Here is a 15,566-nt window from a genome sequence, read left to right as displayed (position 1 = left end):
GTCGGGAGGTTCCATGCCACCGCTACGCGCAATCAATCTTCTCCAGTCGCAGGAAGGGTCCCGGCTCCATGGTCCGGAACTCGACCGATGGCGCCGCTGGGGGCCTTATCTGAGCGAGCGGCAATGGGGCACCGTTCGCGAAGACTACAGCGAATACGGCACCGCATGGGACTACTTTCCGCACGATCACGCGCGCAGCCGCATGTACCGCTGGGGCGAGGACGGCATTGCCGGATTCGGCAACGACCCGCTCGACTGGTGCGTTTCGCTCGCGCTCTGGAACGGGCACGATCCGATCATCAAGGAACGGCTCTTCGGGCTGACGAATGCGCAAGGCAATCACGGCGAGGACGTAAAGGAGCTTTACTTCTATCTCGACGGCACGCCGACGCATTCGTACATGAAGATGCTGTACAAGTATCCTCACGACGCGTACCCGTACCAGGATCTGATCGACGAAAATCTGCGTCGCGGCGCCGATCAGCCCGAATATGAAATCCTCGATACGGGCGTGTTCGACGATAACCGCTACTTCGACGTCTGCGTCGAGTATGCGAAGCACACACCCGACGATATCGCGATGCGCGTGACCGTGGAAAACCGCGCGGATCAGCGTGCGGCGCTTCATGTGTTGCCGCAATTCTGGGCGCGCAACAGATGGGCGTGGTCGGGCAAGCCCGGCAAGCCGTCGCTCACTCTGGAGCCGAATGCAGAGGAAGGCGCGCGCGTCGTCGCGCGCAATCCCGCGCTGGGAACGATGATCGTGACGGCGTCGGCGCAACAGCCGATCGAGTGGCTCTTCTGCGAAAACGAAACGAATGTGCGCCGCATTTTCGGCCTCGAAGGAGCGGGGCCGTTCAAGGACGGCTTCAATGACTACCTCGTCGACGGCGACGAGCAGGCAATCCGGCGCGACAAGGGTACCCGCGCCGCTGCGCATGTGTACCTGCAGTTCGCGCCTCATGAGCGCTCGGTGCTGTTTCTGCGCTGGCGTGCCGAACCGGCTCCGGATGCCGTGCGGCTCGACATGAACGAGCTCTTTGCGCGCCGGCAAGCGGAGGCCGACGAATTCTATGCGGCGCTTCAGCACGACATCGCCGACGCCGATGCGCGGCTCGTGCAGCGTCAGGCGCTCGCCGGCATGCTGTGGACGAAGCAGTACTACCAGTTCGACGTGACGCGCTGGCACGACGGTGACCCTGGCCAGCCGAAGCCGCCGAGAGCACGGAGGGACGGCCGCAACGCGGACTGGCGGCACATGTGCAATGGCGACATCGTGTCGATGCCCGACAAGTGGGAGTACCCATGGTACGCGTCGTGGGACCTCGCATTTCACGCGGCCGCGTTCGCCATGATCGATCCCGACTTCGCGAAGCAGCAATTGCTCCTGCTCGTGAAGGAGCGCTACATGCATCCGAACGGGCAATTACCCGCCTACGAGTGGGCGTTCGGCGATGCGAACCCGCCGGTTCAAGCGTGGGCAACATGGCGTGTGTACGAACTCGACCGCGAGGTGACGGGCGTCGGCGATCACGCGTTTCTCGAAGTCATGTTCCACAAGCTGCTGCTCAATTTCTCGTGGTGGGTCAACCGCAAGGACGCCGATGACCGCAACATCTTTCAGGGTGGCTTTCTCGGGCTCGACAACGTGGGCATCTTCGACCGGTCTTCGCCCCTACCGACGGGCGGCCGCATCGATCAGGCCGACGGCACGGCATGGATGGCCTCCTACGCGCTCGACCTGATGCAGATCGGCCTCGAGCTGGCGATGACGAACAACGCGTACGTCGAAATCGCGGTGAAGTTCTTCGAGCACTTTCTGTATATTGCGGAAGCGGTCAGTTGCGGCGAAGGCTGCAACACAGGGTTATGGGACGAACACGACGAATTCTTCTACGACGTACTGCACTTTCCGGACGGTACCCGTGTGCCGATGCGCATTCGTTCGATCGTCGGATTGATTCCGCTCTTCGCCGTACACGTGCTCGAGGAGCGCGTGTACGGCCATCTGCCGGGATTGCGCGAACGGCTGGCGTGGTTTCTTGATCATCGGCCGAATCTGGCAAAGCTGGTGTCGCGCTGGACCGAACCCGGCAAGGGCAACACCACGCTGCTGTCGTTGTTGCGCGGATACCGGATGACAGCGCTGCTGCGCCGCGCGCTCGATGAAAACGAGTTTCTCTCCGAGCACGGCGTGCGGGCGCTGTCCCGTGTGCATCGCGACGCACCGTACGTCTTCGACCATGACGGCGTGAGCTTCTGCATCAAGTACCTGCCTGCCGAATCGGACTCGCGTGTGTTCGGCGGCAATTCGAACTGGCGCGGGCCGGTCTGGATGCCGGTCAACTACCTGCTGATCGAATCGCTGTATGAGTTCCATCGCTACTACGGTGATGAGTTTCGCGTCGAATACCCGGCTGGAACGGGCAACAGGTCTTCGCTGAGCGAGATTGCGGACGACCTTGCGCGGCGCGTCACCACGCTCTTTCTCAAAGATGCACAAGGCGTGCGGCCCGTCATGGCGGCCTATCCGATGCTGCAAGCCGACCCGCGTTCGCGGGATCTCGTACTGTTCCATGAGTACTTTCACGGCGACAACGGACGCGGTGTCGGCGCTTCGCATCAGACAGGCTGGAGCGGGCTCGTCGCGCTGCTGCTCCAGCCGCGCATGATGAAGCTGTCCCACGTAGCGCCTGATGTTGCGTCGGTGGCTGCGCCAGTGACCGACGCTACCGCGCCGGCCATGGTGCGGTAGCGTTCCATATTGCGTCGCACAAGGTCGTCCGGTATCATTCACAATCCCGCAAGCTGCGCACACCGCATTCCGCGCGAGGCATCCCGGCCTCGACTGCCCGTGCGTCATTCCACGATTCCGTTCACAACCCGGCAGGCATATTGAGTTGCTGTCATGCTCGCGACGATCGTCAGCCAACCTGTCGAGGAGAATGTATTGGCAAACCCTGATCGGGACGATTCCACGCCCCGCGTCGTCGCAGCTACATCAAAAGCCGGCCGCCGCGTCTCAAAGGGAAAACCCCTGGCCGTCGAAACCCCGCTGGACATGGCGTCGATGGCGCGCCGGGACGAGGAGCGTCAACGCCAGATGCGCGCGCTGATCGCGCTTGGCCGTGAGCGAGGCTATCTCACCCACGCGGACATCAACGACTACCTGCCCGGCAACTTTACGCAAACTGCTGCGATGGAGACGATCGTCAGCACCTTCGGCGACATGGGCGTGGCAGTGTACGAGCAGGTGCCGGACGCCGAGACGCTCCTGCTAAACGACGCTGCGCCTGCCGCGGCATCCGACGATCAGGCGGACGAGGAAGCCGAAGCTGCGCTGTCGACCGTCGATTCGGAATTCGGCCGCACCACGGATCCGGTCCGGATGTACATGCGTGAAATGGGCGCCAGCGAACTGCTGACCCGCGCCGGTGAAGTCGAGATCGCGAAACGCATCGAAGACAGCCTGCAGGACATGATTCAGGCGATCGCCGCGTGTCCGTCGATCGTGTCCGCGATTCTGGCCGATGTGGACCGCATCGTTGCCGGCGAACTGCGTATCGACGAACTGGTCGATGGCATCAGCGGGGACGCCGACGGAAGCGAAATGACGCTGGAGTCGGAAGACCACGACATGGACGCACACGCCTCCGACGATGACCCGGACGATGACGACACTGAAACGGGCGCTGAGGATTCGGAGAAGGCGAGCGCAGCCCGCCTCGAACAGCTCACGAGCCACAGTCTTGCGGTTTTCGCGCGCGTGCGCGCTCTGTTCGAGCAGTTGCCGGATGTTCCCGTTACTGGAAAAGCCCGTTCCGCGGCCGTTGCGCAAGTGCGCTCGGAGATCCAGAGCGAACTGGCGCCGATCCGCTTTACGGCTAGAACCATTAACCGCCTGTGCGCCAGCGTGCAGGAACAGGTGACTCAGGTTCGCACGATCGAGCGCAGCATCCTGCAGATCGCCGTCGACCGGTGCGGCATGCCGCGCGAGGTGTTTGTCGAGTCGTTCCCGGGCCACGAGACCGACCTTGAATGGACCAGCCGTATGGCGGCGGCTTCGCAGCCGTTCGGCGCGGCGCTCGAGCGACATTTGCCGGCTATTCAGGCCGGGCAGCGGAAGCTCATCGACATTCAAGCCAGGGTCTCGCTGCCGCTCCAGCAACTCAAGCAGATCAACCGCCAGATGAGTGCCGCGGAGTCGAAAATGCGGCAGGCCAAGCGGGAGATGATCGAGGCGAATCTTCGTCTCGTCATTTCAATTGCCAAGAAATACGTGAACCGCGGCATGCAGTTCCTGGATCTGATCCAGGAAGGCAATATCGGCCTGATGAAGGCGGTGGACAAATTCGAATACCGACGCGGCTGGAAGTTCTCGACATACGCCACATGGTGGGTCCGGCAGGCCGTCACGCGCGCGCTTGCCGATCAGGCGCGGACCATTCGTGTGCCGGTGCATATGATCGACGCGATCAACAAGCTGAACCGGATTTCGCGCGAAATTCTGCAACAGACGGGAGAGGAGGCGCATCCCGCCGTCCTCGCGGTGCGCATGGAGATGTCCGAGGAAAAGGTGCGCAGTATCCTCAAGATCGCGAGGCAACCTGTCTCGCTCGAGACCCCTGTGGGCGAGGATGCCGACGCCACGCTCGCTGACTTGATCGAGGATGTCTCTGCGAATTCACCGGCAGAGGCCGCGGTCCGCGCGAACATGCGCGCCGCGATCGATGAGGCGCTCGACGCGCTGTCGCCGCGCGAGGCCAAGGTCCTCCGGATGCGATTCGGTCTCGATACGACCGCCGACCACACGCTTGAAGAGGTCGGCAAGCAGTTCGACGTGAGCCGCGAGCGGATTCGCCAAATCGAAAGCAAGGCGATGCGCAAACTGGCGCATCCCAGCTGCGCAAACAAGTTGAGACCCTTTCTCGAACGCTGAGCCAAGCCGGGAGCGACGTCCCTTCACGCTCTGCTGCAAACCCGCAGCGATCACGCACCGGCCTGATCGCTACCCTGACATGACGCGTTCGCGGCGCGGAAACCTTACAGCGGCTTGATGTTGGCGGCCTGTTTCCCCTTGGGGCCCTGCTTGACTTCGTAGCTGACCTTCTGGTTTTCCTGAAGCGATTTGAAGCCGCTTCCCTGCACCTCGGAGAAGTGCGCGAACAGGTCTTCGCCGCCGTCGTCCGGCGTGATGAACCCGAAACCCTTCGCATCGTTAAACCACTTGACGGTACCTGTTGCCATGTTCTGAATGCTCCAAGGAGACTAGTTGTAGATGACACGACCTGCCTGCGCCGGACGTGCGGCTATCTTTTATCACAAGTGAGCCGTCATCGCCAAATCCAGTTTTTTTTGGCTAGTCGCCGTGAGCGATACCTGCGCAGAGTCCGTGAACAGCCTGATTGAGCGGTAGCACATGCTAATCGACAGCGAGCACGTCCGTCGGATCGACATCGTTGAGGAACGGTCCGACATTGTCCAATGCATCGACGGCCAGTTCCATGAGCAAGCCCCGTGGTGGCGAATGCAGCTGCCATTGCGCGAACGTGCGGCCATCAGGTAGGGTGACGGCTTCACAACACAATAGGGGATCAGCCATGAACAAGCAGGAATTGGTGGACGCGGTCGCTGCAGCGACGGGCGAGAGCAAGGCCGCAACCAACGAGGCGATTGAGGCGTTCATCGCTTCGGTCACTGATGCCGTCACGAAGGGCGAAACCGTCCAGCTGATCGGGTTCGGCTCGTTTTCCACGGGCGCGCGTGCCGCACGGGTGGGCCGCAATCCGGCAACGGGTGCAGAAATACAGATCCCCGCCGCGAAAACCGTCAAGTTCACCGCCGGCAAGGCCTTCAAGGACGCGGTCAATCAATAAGGCCCCCGTCGGGGTATCTCCATGATCGCTGTACTCTGAAATGACACCGTGCAGTCGTGCGTCGTATCGTTGTTCGCCATTCTCCTTTTCATATGACAAAATGAAATCGCGCGGGACGTGGAATCGCTGCAAGCAACCGGATTGCGCTATTCCAGCGTGTTTTCAATGACTAGAATAATTGGCGAGGGAGTGCCGGCTGCCGTCGCCCGACAAGAACCGCCCATGTCGACAGGTGCCGGTTTCGTATGAGCGCACAACGATTAAGCAGGGGATGAAGATGAATTCGGCGCCCGGTGCTGGCGAGGCAGGGGAATCGATGGTCTACGTCCTGGACGACGACAAATCGATACGGCTATCGCTGAGCAGCCTGCTGCGGTCAGTGGGACTGAATGTGGAAGTATTCGAATCGTCTCAGCAATTTCTCGCTTTTCCCAAGCGCGAGGTGCCCAGTTGCCTGGTCCTCGACGTCAGACTGCGCGGGGAAAGCGGGCTTGCTTTTCAGGAAGAGCTGACCAAGAGCGGCCTGCGCATGCCGATCGTGTTCATGACCGGACACGGAGACATCGCGATGACGGTGAAGGCCATGAAAGCGGGCGCGCTCGACTTCTTTGCGAAGCCGTTTCGCGACCAAGACATGCTGGACGCCGTCACGCAAGCGCTGGCCCGCGATGCCGGGCGTCTTGCCGCCGAGCATTCGACAGACGCACTTCGCACGTCCTATGCATCATTGACGCCACGTGAGCAGGAAGTCATGGCATTCGTCGTGGCCGGACTCATGAACAAGCAAATCGCCTCCGAAATGAATCTCAGCGAAATCACCGTGAAAATCCATCGCGGCCAGGCCATGAAGAAGATGGCGGCACGTTCCGTGGCCGATCTGGTCCGCAAGGCGGAAGCCATCGGTATTGCCGCCCGGCATCGGAAGACGTGACAGGCGGGCCGATTCTGACGTGTGCCGAGATGACGACGAGCTGGAACGCTACGGTTGACCTAAAAGCTGTTTGAGGCAGGAAGCGACTGCCGTGGCATCGATCGGTTTATCGAGAAAGGCGAGGACTTCCTTGGTCTCAATGGTTGCCCGAAGCGCGGTGGTCGAATAGGCGGTCATGAAGATGGTTGGAGGCGCACATCCGAGTTCGAGCAGGCGCTCATGGAGATCGAGCCCCGACATGCCCTGCATCATGATGTCGGAAATCAGGCACGAAGTTTTCCCTGCACATCCGGACTGCAAGAATTCCTCTGCCGACGCGAAAGTGCGCGCCTGCCATCCGAGCGAGCGCACCAGGCTTGACGTCGCCAGGCGAACCGCCTCGTCGTCGTCGACGATAGAAACAATTTGATCGTTACTCAAAAGATAGACCTCGGGTTGCGGTGCCGGAGCCCAGGGGTTGAAACCGCTTCGATCGTTGATTGAAAGCGTAGAACGTGATTCGCCGGAAGAAAATCATACGAACGTATAGGCGGATTGTCAGTTATGAGGAAACGTCATCATGACCTCGCTCTTGGAATCGCTGCAGGGAAGGAAACAATGGCCGGCATCGCCCGTGCAATGGATGGCGATGCATGGGGTCGACCGCATCCGGTACCTGATGTTGCTCTGGGTCGTAGGCTGCACTGCCTTGGGCGCGGTGACCTGGGTGTGCTTCCGGCTCCAACTCAGCATTGCCGCGACCGGCTTCGTCTATTTGATCGTCATCGTCCTGCTGTCTATCATGGACAGCTATGTTTCATCCGTCATCTTCTCGATCGTCGCCGTCGCACTGCTCAACTACTTCTTTACGCCGCCGTTGTTCACCTTCCAGGCGTTTTACGGAGAGGATGTCACCAAGCTGGTCACGTTTCTGATCACTTCACTTGTCGTGACCGCACTGATCAGGCAGGTCCGCCGGCTCGACGAGATACAGCGCCGAAACCAGGCCGTCTTTCTGGCGGAAGCACAGAATCTGAGCCTCACCGGAAGTTTTGGCTGGAATGCGTCGAGTGGAGAGATTGTCTGGTCGGAGCAGACCTTCCGTATCTTCGGGTTCGAGCCGTCCGTGAACCCCTCCATCGAACTCGTGTTGCAACGCGTGCATCCTGACGACGTCTCGCGCGTCAGGCAGGCGATCGGGCGCGCCGCGACCGCCAGGCAGGATTTCGATTCCGAGCATCGATTGCTGCTGCCGAACGGCTCGGTGAAGCACGTGCACGTGGTGGGGCATGTGGCGACGGATAAGCCCAATCAAGTGCAATTCATGGGTGCCGTCATGGACGTCACGGCTGCGAAAAGAGCCGAGGCGCAGCTTCAAGAGGCACAAGCCGAACTCGCGCATGTCACGCGGGTGACGACGCTTGGAGAGTTGAGCGCATCCATCGCGCACGAACTGGGCCAACCGCTGGCGTCGATCGTGACGGACGGCGAGGCGAGTCTGCGCTGGCTCGACCGGCCGCAGCCGGATCTGGACGAGGTGCGCGCGTGTGTCAAGCGCGTGATCGGCGACGGCAGGCGCGCGGCTGAGATCGTGCAGCGCATTCGCTCGCTCGCCAAGCGGGCGGTCCCGCAGAAGACGCAGTTGGAGATCAACGATGTCGTTCGCGATGTCGTATCCCTCATCAACCGCGAGGTGTCGGATCATCGCGTGGCGCTGCACCTGAAACTCGGCTCAGGGCTTCCGCCGCTGCTCGGAGACCGGGTTCAGCTTCAGCAGGTATTGATCAATCTGGTGATCAACGGCATGCAGTCGATGGACGACGTCGGCGACCGGCCGCGCGAACTGCTGATCGAATCGAGTCAGGACGGACAGGGGAAACTGGTTGTCACCGTACAGGACTCGGGCATGGGCATCGATGCCGACAATGCGGGGAGGGTGTTTGCCCCATTCTTCACGACCAAGTTGCAGGGAATGGGGATGGGGTTGCCGATTTGCCGCTCGATCATCGAAGCTCACGGAGGGCAGATCTCGGCATCCAACAACGCCACGCATGGCGCGACGTTTAGATTCAGTCTGCCTTCAGTGGAAATGGACGCGCCGGCTTGATGGTCGGCCGGAAAGACAACGGCTTCGACGCGCAGACGCTATCGTGAGCCATCGTCTTCATGGCTCCATCTCCTGCGGCTGAAGGGGAGGAGGGCAAGGCGCCGGAGGCGTCGGCCATCGGTCATGCGTGAACGCTGCAAGCTGCGGGAGCGCCCGGATGCAATCGCATTTTGCCGTGCTGCGCTTGTCGAATTTGCCGAAGCACGGAACGCTGCGTGAGCGGGCGTTCCGCTCGTCCTGTCTTGTTCCGGCCTGGTCCGGGCTTTGCCGGCGGGGACCTCGTTCAAAGTGATGTCTTCGGGGCCGCGCGGGATCGAAGGAAATTTCGGTACGTCTATCTTTTTCACTTTGAGCGGCTCGTCGAGGGCATCAAGGTCGTGATTCGCCGGCATCCATTGATGGCGTCAGCGTGAACGGATGACCTTGGCGTGGCGTTACAGGATACAGACTTGGCTCAGGTCCACGGTGCGCCGATATACGTTCCGGTTCAGCCAGGGCACGAAGGTGTACTCGTCGTAGGCGTTGAATCCGATGAAGATCCAGTTGTGCAGCGTGTTCATGATGCGCTCCGTAGTGCTGTCCTTGTCCCCATGAGACAAAGGTAGGCCCTTGCGAACGGCAAAGCTATTCTACGAACGGCTGGCGTACATCCTGCGAAAGAGTAGCGGGTTCATACCTTTGTATGAGACGCGTGCGGCGATCGAGCGAGAGCGGAGGGATCGGAGCGTCACGCCCAACCGGACGTCGAAATCGCGTTCGCGTGCGATGTTGCCGACGACGGTGCCGATATCGCGCTTCATTAGTGCGTATGCGCTCGAATAGGGCGTGTCCTCGCTGAGCCTGCCGAGCCGTCCTCGGTGTCCCGCAAGCGCCTCGTCAGGCGGCCAAGTGCGGCATGCGGAAGAGGGTGTACACTACATCCATTTCAAGCACGAGAGCGCTTTCGACCTGCACATTCATGCCGTCACATAAGGATTCCTACGACTTTCACGATCAGGTCGGCCATCTGCTGCGCCGCGCCTATCAACGCCACGTCGCCATCTTTCAGGAAGCGATTCCCGATTCCGACCTGACGGCCGCGCAGTTCGTCACGCTTTGCGCCGTCAAGGAGAAACAGGGCTGCTCGCTCAACGACATCGTCAAGGCCACCGCCATCGATCAGGCGACGATCCGCGGCGTGGTCGAGCGTCTGAAGGCGCGCGCGCTCATCGAGGTGCTGCCCGACCCGAGCGACGGCCGCAAGCTGCTCGTGCGCGCGACCCAGTCCGGCCTCGCACTGATCGAGCGAACCGTGCCGTTCGCGAAGCAGGTGACCGAGCGCACCTATGGCATGCTCAACGCGGGCGAGCGCGTCGCGCTGCTGTTCCTGCTGCGCAAGATGATGGAATCCGACGGCGAGTAAGCCTCGCACTGCGGTTCCCTCAGATGCCCTTGGACGTCGGCCGCGTTCGCCTGCGTCTACGGCGGGGCGTCGAGCAGCTTGCCGGCCTCGCGCAACCCCGCGCGTATCGTCTCCGGCCTGAACGGCGGCGAGCAGAAGCGCACGCCGGTCGCATCGAACACCGCATTCGCGATGGCCGCCGGTCCCGGCACCGAAGCCGATTCGCCCGCGCCGAGCGGCGGCTCGCCTTGCCTTGGCATCAGCACGACGTCGATGGCCGGCAACTCAGGGAACGTCAGGATCGGATAACTTCCCCATTCGCGGCTCGCCACTTTGCCGCCGGCGAAGCGCACCTGCTCTTTCAGCGAGCGGCTCAGCACCTGGATGACATTGCCGTGGATCTGATGGCGCACGCCATCGGGATTGATCATCGTGCCCGTGTCCTGGCCCACGGTGATGCGATCCACGCGAATCTCCCCCGTCGCGCGATCGACGGTCAGGTCGACCACCCATGCGGACCACGCCGCGCCGAAGCCCGGAAAGCGGCTGTGCACGTAGCGCGCGTAGGCCATGCCGCGTCCGCGCGCAAAGCGTTCGCGCCGGTGTTCGTTCCGCTCGCGTGGCCCGGTCCGCGGCTTCCAGTCCGCGCGCGCCGCAACCGCGGCGAGCAGCTCGGCCGCGCGCGTATCGCGCTTCAGATGCCGCAGGCGGAATTCGAGCGGATCGATGCCGGTCAGCGCCGCGAGCTCGTCGACGAACGCGTCGTGCGCGAACGAGTTCGGCAGTGCGGAGACGCCGCGCAGCCACGACGCACGCACGAGCGGCGCGAGGTCGTCGCAGATGAAGCGGCGATTCGGGCTTGCATACGGCGACACGGACGTCCGGTCGCCCATCTCGAAGACGCGCGGCTCCGGCGCCACCACCCCGGTCAAGAGCGAGGCGAGCAGCGGCGCGTCGTTCGACGGATAGCGCGTCGCGAAGTCGTAGCCGAGCAGGCGCCCGTCGCGCGTGACGGTGCCCGTCACCTCGACGACCTGGCCCGTGCCTTTCGGCTCCCAGGCATGCTCGTCGGCGCGCGAGAGCTGCACGCGCACCGGCCGGCCGACTGCGCGCGAGAGCAGCAGCGCGTCGCCGCAGACGTCGTCGGCGCAATTGCGGCCGTAGCAGCCCGCCGCCTCCATGCGCACGATGTCGAAGTCGGCTTCGTCGCGGCCCACGAGCGCGGCGAGGTCGCAGCGCAGCGAAGCGGGATTCTGCGTCCCCGACCAGACGGTGATGCGGCCGTTGCCGGGCTCGCGGTAATCGGCGAGCGCGCAGGACGGGCCGATTGAAGCGTGCATCTGATAGGGCCACACGTACGTGCGCGAAATCGTGAGCGTATCGGGCGTCTCGCGCGCGGCCCGCACGTCGCCTTCCTCGAGCAGCAGCCGGCGTTTCGCGGGCGCGGCCGCAATCGCGGCGCCGGGGTCGTCGAGCGACGGCAGCACGGGCAGCGGCTTCCACTTCACGCGCAAATCGCGCGCGGCGCGGATCGCCTGTTCCTCGCGTTGCGCCACCACGCCGACGAAGTCGCCGAGCACCACCACGGCGCGCAGCCCGGCAATGTGCGCAACCGACTCGCAATCGACCGAATCGAGCAGCTGGCCGACGAACGCGCCGCTATCGACACCGCCGTGCGGCGGCCGCACGACACGCCCATGCAGCATGCCCGGCACACGCATGTCGTGGACGAACGCGAGCGCGCCCGTTGCCTTGGCCGGAATGTCGACGCGCGGCGACGAGCGTCCGATCACGCGATACGCCGAAGGGTCCTTCACCGGCGCCTTCAGGTCGAGATCGAGCGCGATGCGCCGCCCGGCGACGAGTTCGGCGAACGTCACGCGTCGCGTGTCGAGCGGGTCGGTGAAGAAGACGCCGGCGTCGTCGCACGACAGCAGCGCTGCGGTGGTGCCGAAGCGTTCGGCGGCGAGTTCCAGCAGCGCGCTGCGCGCCTGTGCCGCGGCGCAGCGCAGCGGGATGGCCGAGATCTGGATCGAGGCGCTCGCGATGGTCGGGCCCTGGTTGGGCGTGAGGGCGGTGTCGCCGAGCCGCATCGTCACGCGCGCGGCGGGGACGTCGAGCTCCTCGGCGACGATCTGCGCGAGCGACGTGCGGATGCCCGTCCCGAGATCGACGTGGCCGTTGAACGCGAGGATCTGCCCGTCGTCGAGCACGGCGACGAACACTTCGGGCCCGTCGGGCACATACGACGAAAGACTGCCCGGCTGGCCGGGCGCGGGCTTGACGGGAGGCACGGGCTGCCGGATCACGGTCAGGCAGCCGTCGCGCGCGAGCAGTTCGGAGCGGTTCACGGCAGGTCGTTCCAGTTGGGCCGGCGCGGCCGGCGCTGCGCCGCTACGGTCCCGGGCGGACCACGGTAGGCGGCCAAAATCTCCACGTCAAATGTCCGCGTCACTCGCGCGGCCCGCGCCGGGCGGGCCACGCCGCACGTCAGCGGGCGCGCTGGCCGGACGCCTCGATCGCCGTGATCGCATCGGCGAGCGGCATCACCGCCGCGTACTTCTGTTGCATGTCGAAGAGGTTCGCGTGGTGCGGCTCGATCGCCCGGTCGCCCACACAGTCGGCGAGCACGAGCGGGCGGAATCCGTAAGACATCGCATCGACGACGCTCGCTCGCACGCAGCCGCTCGTCACCGCGCCGGCCACCATGAGGGTCTGCACGGCGCGCCGTGTGAGCCACGGTGCGAGTTGCGTGCCGAAGAACGCGGACGGAACGGTCTTGCGCACGACCAGCTCGCCGGACGCGGGCGTGAGCTCGGGCACGATCGCGCTGTTCGGGTGATCCTCGGTCAGCGTGGCCATCCCCGGCACCTTCAGCGAGAACACGTTGTCGTCGCTGCCGTCGCCGGCGTAGACGATGCGGCTGTGAGCAACGGGCCAGCCGTTGCGCCGCGCCAGCGCGAGCGCATCGACCGTGCGCGCGATGGCCGGCGCGATGTTGCCGCCGCCGAACGTCGCCGGATCGGCGAAACCGACTACGAAATCGACGATCAGCAAGCCGATATTGCCGTGCACCGGCAGCGGCGTGCCGAAGCCTTGTTGCCGATAGACGCGCGCTTCGGCGTGTTGCGAGAGATCGGGCATGGCGGGACTCATCAGATGTGGGAGGGGCTCGGTTCGAGGACGCGGCCGTCGCGCACGACGACGTCGTCGTCGAGCCTCACGGTGCAGCCGCGCAGCGGGATGTCGATGTGGCAGGCGGTCGTGCGGCTGCCGCCGCCTTCGTTGTTCGGGCCGAGCGAAAACAGGAAGTTGCCTTCGAACGCACGCGCATCCATGCCGATGGTGGCTTCACGGTCGTAGAGGCCGAGCGTCGACCACCGTGCGCGCGGCTGCAGGCCCCAGCCGATGTGCGAGATCGCGTAGCCTTCCGGGTCCGCGAAGGTCTCCATGTAGTCGCGCAACAGCGCGGCATCGACGCCGCCTTCGATCTTCGTCGCGTAGCCGCCTTCGACGCTCAGCACGATCGGCTCGCTCACGTAGCGCTTTTGCGGCAGCAGGATGTCGCCGCGGTCGATCACGATCGTGCCGCGGGCGGTGCCGTCGTTCGGATAGGTCAGCGCGAAGCCGCTCGGCCAGTGATCCCAGCGGCCGGGCTCGTCGACGAAGCCGTACTCCGCGGTCGGCGGGAATTCGCCGAGCGGGCAGGTGAGCGACGTGCCCGCCGGCGACGTGACGCGCATCTCGCGCGCCGCCGCGATCTTGCGCGCGGCGGCGAGCACGCGCGCGCGGTCGCCTGCGGTCGGCACGAGGCGCGCGAGCACTTCGGGGGGCTCGACGGCCAGCAGGATCTTCGTGCCGGACTTGAGGATGCCGTGCTGCTCGGGCGAGAACAGCAGCGTCATCAGGTCGAGCACGAGGTCGCTCTCCTTGAGCGCCGCGATTGCCGCGTGGTTGCCCGTGAGCGGCGTCGTGCCGAGGTAGGCGAGCGAGTCGCGGCTGAACGCCTTCGCGCCGTTCACCGGCGGCAGGTCGAGTCGATTGACGATCGCACCCATCGACTGGGTCGCGATCAGCGCGCACGAGAGCGTCTGCGCGTGCGTGGCGGCGCTCGTCAGGAGGGTCACGGTCTGGCCGGCTTCGAGCCGCGAGAGCGTGAGAACCTGCTTCCACGCCTCGATCAATTGATGGTCGCTAATGGGCATCGGTTGCTCCGGAAAACGTGGCGAGGGCGTGCGCCAAACGCGTCAAGCCGCGACGGCAGCGGCGGCGAGCGGCGCGCCGAGGAACGTGCCGAACGCTTCGTAGAAGCCGGCGGCGTTGTCCCACGGAATCATGTGGCCGGCGTCGGGCACGCGCACGTGCTGCATCGAAGGCGTCGCGCGCTGCAGTTCGGCGACGTCTTCGTCGCGGACCACGTCGCCGCGCTCGGCCGTGATCAGGCGTGACGGCACGGCGAGACGCGCGGCGTCGGCGTGGAAATCGTCGGTGCGGAAGCCTTCATATGAGGCGAGAACGGCGCGCTCGTCGCAGGTGTGCAGCCACTCCGCGCGCAGGTGCAGCTCGTCGTCGGTCCACGTCGGGCAGAACGCGCGCATGCCTGCGGCGTCCGTGCCGGCGCGGGCGAGCGCCATCGAGTCGACGTACCACGGCAGCTTGCCCGGATAAGGGCGGCGGCCGGGCCCCGAGACGGGTGGATCGACCAGCACCACCGCTTCCAGCCCGCGTGGCGTGAGCCGCGCGGCGCGCGCGGCGATGCGCGCCCCCATCGAGTGGCCGACGAACGCAAAGCGCGCGAGGCCTAGCGCGGCGGCGAGTGCGGCAGCATCGGCGGCCTGCGCATCGAGGCTGTAGTCGAGCGTCGCCGACGCTTCGGACAGGCCGCGGCCGCGCACATCGACGACGTAGGTATCGAACTGCCGGCCGAAGACCTCGCCGACGAAGCCCCAGGTGATCGCCGGGCTCGTGATGCCGGGAATCAGGAGGATCGCCGAACGCGCGCCGCGCGCGCCGCCGTGGCCGCCATAGCGCAGATAGTGCTGGCGGATGCCGTTGGCGGCGACGTTCGCGCCGTAGAGGAAGGTGCTGGACATGATCGGTCGGGCTCCGTTGAGTGGCGAGGGCCGGTTCGGCGAATCTGGGAAAAGTCTAGCGTGTACATTTAAAATAGACAACCAGAAAACAAATCGTCATGATCGTCGTCCGCGCCTTTTACCTGAATTTGCCTATGGAAACCACTGATAGGAGTATCGAACAATGTTCTTGCTGATTTATTTTATGATGTGTACGCTA

General features: G+C 64.1%; 14 protein-coding genes. 6 read left to right on the top strand and 8 right to left on the bottom strand.

Translation table 11 applies throughout. From position 1 onward, the window contains the following. Nucleotides 1-13: 13 nt before the first annotated feature. Together J3489_RS02280 and rpoD are read left to right on the top strand one after the other, a co-directional pair. On the top strand, nucleotides 14-2,755 hold the full coding sequence (locus J3489_RS02280; protein WP_206995737.1) for an MGH1-like glycoside hydrolase domain-containing protein: 2,742 nt from the start codon (nucleotides 14-16) through the stop codon (nucleotides 2,753-2,755). Nucleotides 2,756-2,908: 153 nt separating this feature from the next. Then, a complete protein-coding gene (gene rpoD, locus J3489_RS02275; protein ID WP_206995734.1) occupies nucleotides 2,909-4,939 on the top strand; it encodes an RNA polymerase sigma factor RpoD in 2,031 nt (676 codons plus the stop codon). Between the two features lie 104 nt (nucleotides 4,940-5,043). Here rpoD and J3489_RS02270 read toward each other — a convergent pair whose 3' ends face one another. Then, the gene (locus tag J3489_RS02270) at nucleotides 5,044-5,247 is read right to left on the bottom strand and encodes a cold-shock protein (RefSeq protein WP_206995732.1); all 204 of its coding nucleotides are present in this window, start codon (nucleotides 5,245-5,247) and stop codon (nucleotides 5,044-5,046) included. Nucleotides 5,248-5,422: 175 nt separating this feature from the next. Continuing rightward, nucleotides 5,423-5,602 (bottom strand): hypothetical protein, encoded by a 180-nt coding sequence (locus J3489_RS02265; RefSeq protein ID WP_206995730.1) that lies wholly within the window; start codon nucleotides 5,600-5,602, stop codon nucleotides 5,423-5,425. On the opposite strand from J3489_RS02265, the gene J3489_RS02260 reads away from it, so the two are divergent. Beyond that, nucleotides 5,601-5,876, top strand: coding sequence for an HU family DNA-binding protein (locus J3489_RS02260; RefSeq protein ID WP_206995729.1), 276 nt, complete (start codon nucleotides 5,601-5,603; stop codon nucleotides 5,874-5,876). The genes J3489_RS02265 and J3489_RS02260 overlap by 2 nt on opposite strands. A 271-nt stretch (nucleotides 5,877-6,147) precedes the next feature. Then, nucleotides 6,148-6,807 (top strand): response regulator transcription factor, encoded by a 660-nt coding sequence (locus tag J3489_RS02255; protein ID WP_374193417.1) that lies wholly within the window; start codon nucleotides 6,148-6,150, stop codon nucleotides 6,805-6,807. 48 nt (nucleotides 6,808-6,855) lie between these two features. Here J3489_RS02255 and J3489_RS02250 read toward each other — a convergent pair whose 3' ends face one another. Beyond that, entirely contained in the window at nucleotides 6,856-7,227 is a 372-nt protein-coding gene (locus J3489_RS02250) for a response regulator transcription factor (protein WP_206995726.1), read from the bottom strand. Between the two features lie 151 nt (nucleotides 7,228-7,378). On the opposite strand from J3489_RS02250, the gene J3489_RS02245 reads away from it, so the two are divergent. Then, nucleotides 7,379-8,893 (top strand): ATP-binding protein, encoded by a 1,515-nt coding sequence (locus J3489_RS02245; protein ID WP_206995724.1) that lies wholly within the window; start codon nucleotides 7,379-7,381, stop codon nucleotides 8,891-8,893. Nucleotides 8,894-9,327: 434 nt separating this feature from the next. Here the strand turns inward: J3489_RS02245 and J3489_RS38250 are convergent, their stop codons facing one another. Beyond that, complete coding sequence (locus tag J3489_RS38250) at nucleotides 9,328-9,453, bottom strand: hypothetical protein (protein ID WP_255554877.1); 126 nt, start codon at nucleotides 9,451-9,453, stop codon at nucleotides 9,328-9,330. Between the two features lie 398 nt (nucleotides 9,454-9,851). On the opposite strand from J3489_RS38250, the gene J3489_RS02240 reads away from it, so the two are divergent. Beyond that, complete coding sequence (locus J3489_RS02240) at nucleotides 9,852-10,295, top strand: MarR family winged helix-turn-helix transcriptional regulator (RefSeq protein ID WP_206995722.1); 444 nt, start codon at nucleotides 9,852-9,854, stop codon at nucleotides 10,293-10,295. A 56-nt stretch (nucleotides 10,296-10,351) separates the two neighbouring features. Here J3489_RS02240 and J3489_RS02235 read toward each other — a convergent pair whose 3' ends face one another. The 4 genes from J3489_RS02235 to J3489_RS02220 all read right to left on the bottom strand — a co-directional run bounded on the left by J3489_RS02235 (nucleotide 10,352) and on the right by J3489_RS02220 (nucleotide 15,367). Continuing rightward, nucleotides 10,352-12,625, bottom strand: coding sequence for a xanthine dehydrogenase family protein molybdopterin-binding subunit (locus J3489_RS02235; RefSeq protein ID WP_206995721.1), 2,274 nt, complete (start codon nucleotides 12,623-12,625; stop codon nucleotides 10,352-10,354). 139 nt (nucleotides 12,626-12,764) lie between these two features. Next, a complete protein-coding gene (locus J3489_RS02230; protein WP_206995719.1) occupies nucleotides 12,765-13,418 on the bottom strand; it encodes an isochorismatase family protein in 654 nt (217 codons plus the stop codon). An 11-nt stretch (nucleotides 13,419-13,429) separates the two neighbouring features. After that, nucleotides 13,430-14,479 (bottom strand): 2,5-dihydroxypyridine 5,6-dioxygenase NicX family protein, encoded by a 1,050-nt coding sequence (locus J3489_RS02225; RefSeq protein WP_206995717.1) that lies wholly within the window; start codon nucleotides 14,477-14,479, stop codon nucleotides 13,430-13,432. A 42-nt stretch (nucleotides 14,480-14,521) separates the two neighbouring features. Continuing rightward, complete coding sequence (locus tag J3489_RS02220; protein WP_206995715.1) at nucleotides 14,522-15,367, bottom strand: alpha/beta fold hydrolase; 846 nt, start codon at nucleotides 15,365-15,367, stop codon at nucleotides 14,522-14,524. Nucleotides 15,368-15,566 lie beyond the last annotated feature (199 nt).

Source organism: Trinickia mobilis, assembly GCF_017315705.1.
GTDB classification, from domain to species: domain Bacteria; phylum Pseudomonadota; class Gammaproteobacteria; order Burkholderiales; family Burkholderiaceae; genus Trinickia_A; species Trinickia_A mobilis.
Note: the sequence above shows the minus strand (reverse complement) of the source record. Positions and strands in the feature narration are given on the sequence as shown.

Excerpts from the sequence above, each read along its gene's own strand:
- J3489_RS02280 (WP_206995737.1), top strand. The coding sequence starts at position 14 with ATGCCACCGCTACGCGCAATCAATCTTCTCCAGTCGCAGGAAGGGTCC.
- rpoD (WP_206995734.1), top strand. The coding sequence starts at position 2,909 with ATGCTCGCGACGATCGTCAGCCAACCTGTCGAGGAGAATGTATTGGCA.
- J3489_RS02270 (WP_206995732.1), bottom strand. The coding sequence starts at position 5,247 with ATGGCAACAGGTACCGTCAAGTGGTTTAACGATGCGAAGGGTTTCGGG.
- J3489_RS02260 (WP_206995729.1), top strand. The coding sequence starts at position 5,601 with ATGAACAAGCAGGAATTGGTGGACGCGGTCGCTGCAGCGACGGGCGAG.
- J3489_RS02265 (WP_206995730.1), bottom strand. The coding sequence starts at position 5,602 with ATGGCTGATCCCCTATTGTGTTGTGAAGCCGTCACCCTACCTGATGGC.
- J3489_RS02255 (WP_374193417.1), top strand. The coding sequence starts at position 6,148 with ATGAAGATGAATTCGGCGCCCGGTGCTGGCGAGGCAGGGGAATCGATG.
- J3489_RS38250 (WP_255554877.1), bottom strand. The coding sequence starts at position 9,453 with ATGAACACGCTGCACAACTGGATCTTCATCGGATTCAACGCCTACGAC.
- J3489_RS02240 (WP_206995722.1), top strand. The coding sequence starts at position 9,852 with ATGCCGTCACATAAGGATTCCTACGACTTTCACGATCAGGTCGGCCAT.
- J3489_RS02230 (WP_206995719.1), bottom strand. The coding sequence starts at position 13,418 with ATGCCCGATCTCTCGCAACACGCCGAAGCGCGCGTCTATCGGCAACAA.
- J3489_RS02225 (WP_206995717.1), bottom strand. The coding sequence starts at position 14,479 with ATGCCCATTAGCGACCATCAATTGATCGAGGCGTGGAAGCAGGTTCTC.
- J3489_RS02220 (WP_206995715.1), bottom strand. The coding sequence starts at position 15,367 with ATGTCCAGCACCTTCCTCTACGGCGCGAACGTCGCCGCCAACGGCATC.